At 52.7% G+C, this 10,429-nt stretch carries 5 protein-coding genes; all 5 read left to right on the top strand.

Features of this window, described 5'->3' with window-relative positions; translation table 11 throughout:
- Positions 1-459 precede the first annotated feature (459 nt).
- The 5 genes from mnmE to ACQ4M4_RS23340 all read left to right on the top strand — a co-directional run bounded on the left by mnmE (position 460) and on the right by ACQ4M4_RS23340 (position 10,375).
- Positions 460-1,857 (top strand): tRNA uridine-5-carboxymethylaminomethyl(34) synthesis GTPase MnmE, encoded by a 1,398-nt coding sequence (gene mnmE, locus ACQ4M4_RS23360; RefSeq protein WP_430686881.1) that lies wholly within the window; start codon positions 460-462, stop codon positions 1,855-1,857.
- A gap of 713 nt (positions 1,858-2,570) precedes the next feature.
- Positions 2,571-6,143 (top strand): Calx-beta domain-containing protein, encoded by a 3,573-nt coding sequence (locus tag ACQ4M4_RS23355; protein ID WP_430686880.1) that lies wholly within the window; start codon positions 2,571-2,573, stop codon positions 6,141-6,143.
- Between the two features lie 374 nt (positions 6,144-6,517).
- Positions 6,518-8,089, top strand: coding sequence for a photosystem II high light acclimation radical SAM protein (locus tag ACQ4M4_RS23350; RefSeq protein ID WP_430686879.1), 1,572 nt, complete (start codon positions 6,518-6,520; stop codon positions 8,087-8,089).
- 87 nt (positions 8,090-8,176) lie between these two features.
- Positions 8,177-9,400, top strand: coding sequence for a bifunctional phosphopantothenoylcysteine decarboxylase/phosphopantothenate--cysteine ligase CoaBC (gene coaBC, locus ACQ4M4_RS23345; RefSeq protein WP_430686878.1), 1,224 nt, complete (start codon positions 8,177-8,179; stop codon positions 9,398-9,400).
- Between the two features lie 72 nt (positions 9,401-9,472).
- Positions 9,473-10,375, top strand: coding sequence for a tetratricopeptide repeat protein (locus ACQ4M4_RS23340; protein WP_430686877.1), 903 nt, complete (start codon positions 9,473-9,475; stop codon positions 10,373-10,375).
- Positions 10,376-10,429 lie beyond the last annotated feature (54 nt).

Here is a 10,429-nt window from a genome sequence, read left to right as displayed (position 1 = left end):
TTTTCTCGACGTGTGTTTTTTGGTTGTGTAAAGGGTGCATCGCACCCTTTCCACAACCAATAACCACACATTTGAAACACGACCGATTGGCTCATCAAAAGTTCTACAAAATTTCTCAGGGATATTGCGATCGCTCCGCTGAGGCGAATCAGTCTTTTTTGAAAACTTGTGCTCAACTCAGGACTTATAAGTTGGTAACGATTCCTCTGTGCAGCGAGTAAATACGTATGAACACACAGGGCCTGGAGTAGAGGTTGAGCACTCCCAACCCGTATCGCAACCGGGCGCATAGAGGTAGAAGTTGTGCAGTTGGGTAATGGTGGAATGAACCTTGAGCCATGCCAAACTATTCAACACCATAAGCATTTTGGATGAAGTCCGTAAGCCCTGAAAGGAGGATATTTCATTCCTAAAATGAAGTTGGGTTCTGGTTTCACTCACGTTGGAGAGGTCGGTTTGTTGCCGAAGGCGATTTACCAAAACGAAACGATTGCGGCGATCGCCACAGCGATTGTGCCAGAGCAAGGCAGTGTTGGTATTGTGCGGATGTCGGGCATTGCAGCCGTGGCGATCGCTCAGCGGTTGTTTCATGCTCCGGGGCAGCAAGTTTGGGAAAGCCACCGCATCTTATATGGGCAGGTACGGCATCCCAAAAGCCAAGCTGTGATTGACGAAGCGCTGTTGATGCTGATGTTGTCTCCTCGATCTTACACGCGAGAAGATGTGGTGGAATTTCAGTGCCATGGCGGCATTATGGCGGTGCAGCAGGTTTTGCAGTTGTGTTTGGAAGAGGGTGCCCGCTTAGCCCAACCGGGCGAGTTTTCGCTGCGGGCCTTTTTGAATGGGCGGATTGACCTGACTCAGGCTGAGGGAATTACCGATTTGGTTGGAGCGCGATCGCCCCAAGCTGCACAAACCGCTCTGGCTGGGCTACAGGGAAAGCTGGCGCAACCCATTCGCCAATTGCGGGCTACCTGTTTGGATATTTTGGCAGAGGTGGAAGCGCGCATTGATTTTGAGGACGATTTACCACCGCTAGATGAAGCCGAGGTGAGCGATCGCCTGATGGCTGTATTGGTCGATGTGGAGGCGATTTTGCAAACGGCGGATCGGGGTGAATTGCTGCGAACTGGCCTGAAAGTGGCAATCGTGGGTCGTCCCAATGTGGGCAAATCGAGCCTGCTCAATGCATGGAGCCGTAGCGATCGCGCCATTGTCACCGATTTACCCGGTACCACCCGCGATGTGGTGGAATCGCAGTTGGTGGTGGGTGGCATTCCCGTTCAGGTGTTGGATACTGCTGGGATTCGCGATGCTGCGGATCAGGTGGAAAAAATTGGCGTAGAGCGATCGCGGCAAGCGGCTCAGTCTGCTGATTTGGTGCTGTTTACGATCGACGCGCAGGCCCAATGGACCAACGATGATCAGATAATTTATGACCAAGTGTGCGATCGCCCTCATATTTTGGTCATTAACAAAACCGATTTGCTTCCGGCAGAGCAGGTGTCACACCTACACCACCATCTGCCGTCTACCCCGTTGGCGGTTGTTCCCACCGCAGCCGCCAAACAGCAAGGAATTGACACGTTAGAGCAGGCAATTTTGGATGCAGTACAGGCCAAGCATTTGCAGGCCGCCAATTTAGATATTGCGATTAACCAACGCCAAGCCGCAGCTTTAACGCGAGCCAAGCTTGCTTTGCAACAGGTGCATACCACCATTACTCAACAGCTTCCGCTCGACTTTTGGAGCATCGATCTCCGTAGTGCCATTCAAGCCCTCGGTGAAATCACAGGTGAAGAAGTTACCGAATCCATGCTGGATCTCGTGTTTAGTCGATTTTGCATTGGGAAATAGCGTTTGCTAAATCCCCTGCACGAATGATTGCGTGGCTTTGCTGCGCAATCATTCATGTGTCAAAAAGTCAGGCGCTGCTCCCAGCTCATTCGGCATTCCGGCAGCCTTCAACCAACCTCCGAAATAATTCTGAGAGCTGAAGTGAGGGCAGACGAGCAAATTGTGGGTAATATCGCTTAAGGCAGCGCTAAAACACGGGCTGCTTCCCCTGTAGCATTACGTAGTATTGCTATAACCATCAGGACGATTGCTACGTTTGGACTGCTTGTGTGTTCCAATTCCAATTCCAATACCAACTTTTATTCAATGACCTCTTGCTAGCTTGGTTCCCGAGTGTGTCAACTGCTTGTCGCAACTTAGAAGTCATCCCTTCTCAAATCAACTCATAGATAAACAAAAATTCATCCTAGCTTCAAGCTGTTGCCAAAAAGTCGGTGGTATAAATAGATACACTGAGTCTACTCAAGGAAGCTCTGTACAGTGTAATTACCATGAGGTAATTGCTGTAAAAGCCCTGGAAAATGCTGAACCTCCAAAGTAAGCTCAGTCCATCTGATTGTCACCTTGGCTTGTCATCGCCTAGCAGCCCCTCTATCAAATGGCGATCGTTCGGTGCAAAGCTTTTGCAACAATTCGTTTTCTGATGTGCATTCTTTCCCTGGCTTGACCTTTTGGGGATGAGTCTAGTCCACTTTTCTACTTAAAAAATATCCATGGCCACTCTGATCGGAACCCAGTTAGTTGATTTTTTAATAGGCACCACAGTAGCCGACATTATCTTGGCTGGTGCTGGAGATGATCTGATTCGCGGTGAGGGAGGTAACGACGAACTCTACGGTGAAGCCGGAAACGACTTTGTGCGAGGCGGCGCTGGCAATGATACGGTGGGCGCTGGCGCTGGCAACGATCGCGTCTTTGGTGAAGATGGGAATGATCTCCTCTCTGGTGGAGATGGCAATGACAGCCTCATCGGTGGCGCTGGCAATGATACCTTGCTCGGCGGCAACAATGCTGACTTTTTGTTTGGTGGTGCTGGCAAAGATTTGATGGTTGGTGGCCCAGGTGCCGATACCTACGGCATTATCGCTGGCGGTGGCGGTGCGCTAATTACCGACGCTGATATTATTCGCGGGTTTGAGGATGGGGTCGATCGGATTGGCTTGCTCGGTGGGTTGACCTTTAATAATCTGTCGATTACGCAAGGGCAGGGTGCTTTTGCGTCCTCCACGGTGATTCGCATTGGTGCTGCTGGCCAGTTTTTGGCTGTGATCGAAAATACTAACCGTAACTCGATTACGGCGGCAGATTTTGTCGCAGCTGTGCCTCCTCCGTTGAATCCTGTTGCGCCAACATTTGCCAACTTTGCGATCGCGAACATTAACACGGCTCGCCCATCACAGACGTTCACAATTCAGTATGTCGATCTCAGTGGGCTTGATGTCCGCAGCTTCAACAATGCCGATATCTTCATTGTAGGCCCCAACAACTTCCAGCAAAATGCTCAATTCGTGAGCTTTACGGGTAGTGGGGCTTCGCGTACCGTGACCTATCGGCTCACAGGCCCTGGCAACTCGTGGGATGCAAACGACAACGGAACATATAGTGTTCGCCTTCGACCCAATCAAGTTTTTGATACCAGCGGCAATTCGATACCAGCTGCTACGCTGGGTTCGTTTACGGTGAACATTGCGCCTTCGCCGGTTCCGGTAACGGTAACGGTTGCCCCAGCAAACATTGGTGAAGACGGTGGGGCTGAAATGGTCTACACCTTCACCCGTACTCAATACACGGCCAATGCCCTCACGGTCAATTTCACGGTTGGCGGTACGGCCACTCGCGGGGTGGACTATTCCACAACGGGAGGAACCTTCTCGGGGAACGCCGGAACTGTCACGTTTGCTGCAGGGCAAAACCAGACCACAATTCGGGTTAAGGGTATTGTCGACAATATTCGAGAAGCCAATGAAACGGTTGTGCTGGCGTTGGCTCCAGGTGGTGGCTATGTGGTTGGCACACAAAACAATAGCGCGACGGGCACCATTGTTGACGATGAATCGGTGGTTGCCTTGGCGATCGCGCCGGTCAGCGTTCTGGAAGACAGTGGGGCTGAAATGGTCTACACCTTTACCCGTACTGGTGGCGGCTTAAATCGGCAAACTACGGTTAACTTTACCGTTGGTGGCAATGCTCAATTTGGCGCTGGCAAAGATTACACAGTGACGAATTTGGGGGTAGGGGTAACCTACGCTCAGTCGGCTGGAACCGTCACCTTTTTGGCTGGTGAAACCCAAAAACAAGTACGAATCCGGGCGATCGCCAACGGAGTCTTGCAAGCCAATCGAACTGTCGCGTTAACCCTAGGGGCTGGCACAGGCTACGTGTCCAACACGGTTGGCGCTGTCCAGGGCACGATTGTAGATGACGAGAGCAGCGTTTCGATTGCCCTTGCCACTCCGACCGCTATTTTTGAAGATGGCGCCCAAACATTGGTGTACACCATCACTCGGGGGGGGTTCCTCAACAAGGCGCTGACGGTCAACTTTTCGGTGGGTGGCACCGCGGTCTTTAACAACCTGGCAACAACTGACTACACCGTTGCATCCAATGCTGCCCAGTTCACCTTTGGTGCAACGTCGGGAACGATTGCCTTTGCTGCGAATGAAACGACAAAGACGATTACGATTACGGCGAGACCTGACAATGCAGTCGAGCCAGATGAAACCGTCATCCTAGGTTTGACAGCAGGGCCGGGATATGTGCTAGCAGGCCCTACCAGCGCAGCAGGAGCCATTCGTAATGACGATGCAGCGATCGCCCTCAGTATTGGTACGGCAACGCTTCTAGAAGATAGTGGCCAGTTCTTTACGTACACCTTTACCCGCACTGGGTTCTTGAACGAAGACTTGGCTGTCAACTTCAACCTGTTAGGTACTGCAGCGGTTGATACGGACTACACCATTGAATCTCCCCAGGCCGGTGCGCTAGAGGTAGACGGAGACCAAGCAATACTAACCTTCCTCGCGGGTGAAACGAGTAAGACAGTCCTGGTGAAACCCATTGCCAACTCTACGCCCAGTGCATCCAAGCAGGTGGGATTGCAACTAACCCCAGGTGAGGGCTACATCATCACCACGACTGGGCAAGTGCGCGGCACCATTACCGATGATGATGCCACCATTGCCTTGGCGATCGCAGCTCCGGCATCTCGATTAGAAAATAGCGGACAGCCTCTCACGTTTAACTTCACCCGGAGTGGTTTCCTCAACAAAGCGTTGACGGTTAGCTTCGATGTGGAAGGAACGGCTAGCTTTAACAGCGACTACACCGTTACGGGTGGCACCATTGCTGGGGGTACCGGAACCATTACCTTCGCCGCAGGGCAAACGGCTGCCACGCTCACGCTTACTCCGGTTGCAGACATTAACTCTATCGAAGCCAACGAAACGGTGATTCTCACGCTCAACGATGGGGCAGGCTATGTTGCGGGTGCCAACAATACCGCAACAGGAACCATTGTGAACGATGACGGCATCGTTACCAATCTCAACGACGAAGGGCCTGGCTCCTTGCGGCAAGCCATCATCGCTGCCAACAATGCCACGATCGCAACGCCCACTATTACCTTTGCCGGCAATCTGTCGGGAACGATTGATTTGGCCACTGCCCTACCTGTTATTAACAGGAATGTGATTATTGAAGGTTTGGGAGCCAACAATCTCACCATTCAGCGGGCAAGCGAAAACGAGTTCCGCATCTTTACAGTCAATGCCAACCGGGTTGTGGTGATTCGTGGATTGACGATTACCAATGGATCGGTCTCGACTGGAACCGGCGGTGGCATCTTAAACCAAGGAAACCTCACCCTGGAAGATGTGATCCTAACCGGAAATACTGCTGCCAACGGTGGAGGCATCTACAACAGCGGTATCGTTACCATTCAAGGCGATACCCAAATTAACAGCAACTCTGCATCCCAATTTGGCGGCGGAATTCGCAACCTGGGGACGCTCAATGTCGCTGGGGTTGCGGATAATTTGATTCAGTTCAACGGCAACTCTGCTGGCTCGGGTGGTGGCGGTATTCTCAATGACGGTGTTTCTGTGATTGATTACGCCAACTTTATTAACAACTCCACCAGCAATACCGGAATTGGCGGCGGAGCGATCGCAAACTTGAATGGAGAGACAAACCTGACGGTCAACAATAGCAACTTCAAAAACACACCGTTCAATAGCCCGAACTCTATTACGGGTGGGTTTACCGGCGAAGGCAATGTGTTCCCCTAGGGACCATTGGCCTGGTTAATGGTGACGATAAAATTCAGCGAGGTCGTGATACAAACGCGGCCTCGCTGTTGTGTTTGGTTGCGTGAAAATGGGCGGGGCGATCGCATCATCCACTTAAAACAGAGCTTACGCAGTTGAATGATGTTTGGGTGCTTAGCGCCCAAACATCATTCAACCCCCTGGTTTTTCGGATGAAGTGCGTCGTCCTTTAAAGTAAAGTTTGCAGCATGTTCGAATTTGCAGGATCGGGGACTGCGAACCCAGTAGCGAAAGTGCGTAACTCCTATTCACAGTGCTATGGTGAAGTTATGTGAATCGAAATCTGAGAACTCTCAGCAGAACTTGATATTACTCCCCACCAGAGTTGTACTGCGATGGCTCGTATCCTCTACGTTCGGCTTCCCTGCAATCCCATCTTCCCCATTGGTGTGGTTTATTTGGCCGACCACATTCATAAGGTTTTTCCCGAGGTAGAACAGCGTATTTTTGATCTGGGAACGGTGCCACCGCTAGATTTTTCGGCGGCACTGGATCGCTGCGTTGACGAGTTTCAGCCAACGCATCTGGTCTTCTCGTGGCGAGATATTCAAATTTATGCACCAGTTGGTGGACGGGGTGGCAATCCGCTCCAGTACACTTTCGAGTTTTTCTACTCGCGTAATCCTTTGGTGAAGGCGCGGGGTGCGGTCGGGCTGACCCGTATTGCCCAAAGCTACTACGGCGAGCTTTGGCGCAATCTCGGCTTAATCAAGCGGGGAACTCGTCGAGCCGAGCGCTACACCCCCAATGTTCAGCTGGTGATTGGGGGCGGGGCGGTTAGCGTTTTCTATGAGCAGCTTGGAAAGTCGTTGCCCAAAGGGGCGATCGTTTCGGTTGGGGAAGGGGAAGCGCTGCTAGAAAAGCTCGTGCGAGGACAGGATATTTCCTCAGAACGGTGCTATGTGGTTGGGGAACGAGCACCTCGTCAACGGTTGATTCATGAGCAACCCGCCCCGTTGGAAAAATCGGCGTGCAATTACGACTATATCGCCAGCATTTGGCCCGAATTTGAATATTACCTGCAAGATCAAGACTTCTACATTGGGGTGCAAACCAAGCGCGGTTGTCCCCATAACTGCTGCTACTGTGTGTATACCGTGGTGGAAGGCAAGCAGGTTCGCATTAACCCAGCGGATGAAGTGGTCGCAGAGATGCGTCAGCTCTACGATCGCGGCATTCGCAACTTTTGGTTTACGGATGCTCAGTTTATTCCAGCACGGCGGTTCATTGCCGATGCCGAGGACCTGCTACAAAAAGTGCTGGATTCGGGCATGACCGATATTCACTGGGCTGCCTACATTCGGGCTGATAATTTGTCGCCGCGATTGGCCGACCTTATGGTGAAGACGGGCATGAACTATTTTGAGATCGGCATTACCAGCGGTTCGCAGGAGCTGGTGCGCAAAATGCGGATGGGCTACAACTTGCGAACGGTGCTGCAAAACTGTCGAGATCTCCGAGCTGCTGGGTTTAATGATTTAGTTTCGGTCAACTACTCCTTCAACGTGATTGACGAAACCTTTGACACCATTCGCCAAACGATCGCTTACCACCGAGAGCTAGAAGCCATCTTTGGAGCCGATAAGGTAGAACCTGCCATCTTCTTCATTGGGTTACAACCGCATACCCATTTGGAAGATTACGCCTTGAAACAGGAGATTTTAAAGCCAGGATACGATCCAATGAATGTGAAACCCTGGACAGTTCAAAAATTGCTGTGGAATCCTGAGCCGTTGGGGTCCTTCTTTGGGGAAGTGTGCTTACAGGCATGGCAACGAAATCCCAACGATTTTGGCCGCGAGGTGATGAATATTTTGGAACAGCGGCTAGGCCGAGCCGATCTGGAAGAAGCGCTGACGGCACCGATCGCCCCTCAGGAGTCGCAGTTGGTGGGTTCCAAGTCCTAAACGAATCTCGTGCACGCTGAAGGAAGGGTAGGCCAGGTTTTATGATGAGGGCAGTTGTGGTGAAACAACAGTGCTCTGGCTTGGCTTATGGTTGCTGGTAGACGGGTTTTGATTGGGGTGAGTGGGGGCATTGCCGCGTACAAAGTTTGCGAGGTGGTGTCGGCCTTAGCGAAGGCAGGGGCCGAGGTGCGGGTGCTTTTGACGGAGGGGGCGCAGCAGTTTGTGACTCCGCTCACCTTTGCTACGCTCAGTCGCCACGCTGCTTATACGGATGAAGATTTTTGGCAACCTGTTCACGGCAGGCCGTTGCACATTGAGCTGGGGGAATGGGCCGAGCTGATGCTGATTGCGCCCATGACGGCCAATACGCTGGCCAAGCTGGCCTATGGGCTGGCAGATAATTTGCTCACCAATACGGTGCTGGCTTCGACGTGTCCGATCCTGCTAGCTCCGGCGATGAATACTGACATGTGGTTGCAACCGCCTGTTCAGCAAAACTGGACACAGATTTTGGCTGATCCGCGCATGCATGGGGTTGGGCCAGGTGAAGGGGTGTTGGCGTGCGATCGCACCGGGGCAGGACGCATGGCCGAACCTGCTGAAATGTTGAGCTACATCGAGTCACTGTTCCACACGCAGGGCGATCGTGATTTGGCTGGCAAGCACATTCTCATTAGTACTGGCGGAACGCGAGAATTTCTCGATCCCGTCCGGTTTATTGGCAACCCATCGACTGGCAAGATGGGCATTGCCCTGGTGCTGGCGGCTCGGCATCGGGGCGCGGCGGTGACCCTGGTGCATGGGCCAATGGAGGCCGAACGGCTGCAAATTCTGCGGGATGTGCGGCTGGTGCCAACCGTTTCGGCTGAGGATATGCACCATGCCATGAAGGATGAACTGCCCAAGGCGGATTGGATTGTAATGGCGGCGGCGGTGGCTGATGTAAAACCGGCCGAAGTTCATGCTGCTAAATTGCCCAAAGCCGCATTGCCCAAGGAATTGCCCCTGGCCGATGTTCCCGATATTGTGGCAGAACTGAGCCGCGATAAGTTATCCCATCAAATGCTTGTGGGCTTTGCTGCTCAAACCGGCGACATCGTCACACCTGCGTTGGAGAAGCTGCATCGCAAACATTTGGATGCGATCGCCGCTAACCCAATTGATCAGCCGGATGGTGGATTTGGGAGCGATCGCAATCAGGCCATCCTGCTGGATCGAACCGGACGGCAGGTTGCTGTTGCGTTGGGGAGCAAGTTAGAGATGGCGCATCAGCTGTATGACTTTGTGAAAGAAATGGGGGCAGGAGACTAGGATTTAGAGGTGAGACGGGGGTTGCCTAGGCGGCATTCCCGGTAAGGTAAGGTTGTGATTGGAGTTTTGGTGATGCGTCATTCCCTGAAGTGGTGGTTGGTGTACGGAGTTGCGATGGGTGGTGTGGTAGGGGCGATCGCGCTGCCGAATAGCCCACTGATGGCTCCAGTGGTGGCCCAGACTACCCAAATTCCGGGAGAAGGAGACCTGAATCAGGGCATTCAGTTTATCCAGTTGGGGCGGGTGGATGATGCCATCATTGCGTTTCGGCGGGCAACTCAGGTCAACCCAGAACTCGCTCCAGCCCATTACAACCTGGGTTTAGCGCTGCGGCAAAAGGGAGACTTGCAGCAAGCCGCCAATGCTTTTTATCAAGCGACGGTGACCGATCCGGGGTTTGCGCTGGCCTACGGCAACTTGGGGGCTGCTTTGCTGGAGGGCAATAACTTACCTTTGGCGGAGCAATACCTGCAGCGGGCGATCGCGCTCGATGCAGATTTAGGCATGGCCCACTACAACTTGGGTTTGGTGTATCGGCTGCAAGACAATTCTCAAGCGGCGTTGCCTGCCTTCCAGCGGGCGGCTCAGCTCAGCCCCAATGCGCCAGAACCTCCGTATCACGCCGCGTTAATTTATCAAGAATTGGGACAAATTGCTCAGGCTGAACAAGGATTTCAGCGGGCGATCGCGCTGAAATCTGGCTATGCCGCCGCTCACTATAGCTTGGGAGCGCTACGGTACCAACAGGGCAATATGGAGGGGGCGATCGCGGCCTTTCGGCAAGCAGCAGAGGCTAACCCAACCTATGCCAATGCTTACTATGCGGCGGGTATGGCATTTTTGCAGCAGCAACGGTTCCCCGAAGCCCAACAAGTATTGCAATACGCTCGCGATCTCTACACTGCTCAGGGAAATGCCCAGTGGGCGGCGATCGCCGCTCAGCAATTACAGCAGGCTCAACAACAACGATTCTAAATAATCTGAGTTTTGGTTAAGAGTGTTTTGTGGAGTCAGCAGCAGGTTCTGCCC

The organism is Leptolyngbya sp. AN02str, from assembly GCF_050565595.1.
In the GTDB taxonomy this organism is placed as follows: domain Bacteria; phylum Cyanobacteriota; class Cyanobacteriia; order Elainellales; family Elainellaceae; genus Kaiparowitsia.
The sequence above is the reverse complement of the archived record's forward strand: the minus strand, read 5'-3'. Positions and strand labels throughout refer to the sequence as shown.

Excerpts from the sequence above, each read along its gene's own strand:
- ACQ4M4_RS23355 (WP_430686880.1), top strand. The coding sequence starts at position 2,571 with ATGGCCACTCTGATCGGAACCCAGTTAGTTGATTTTTTAATAGGCACC.
- ACQ4M4_RS23350 (WP_430686879.1), top strand. The coding sequence starts at position 6,518 with ATGGCTCGTATCCTCTACGTTCGGCTTCCCTGCAATCCCATCTTCCCC.
- coaBC (WP_430686878.1), top strand. The coding sequence starts at position 8,177 with ATGGTTGCTGGTAGACGGGTTTTGATTGGGGTGAGTGGGGGCATTGCC.
- ACQ4M4_RS23340 (WP_430686877.1), top strand. The coding sequence starts at position 9,473 with ATGCGTCATTCCCTGAAGTGGTGGTTGGTGTACGGAGTTGCGATGGGT.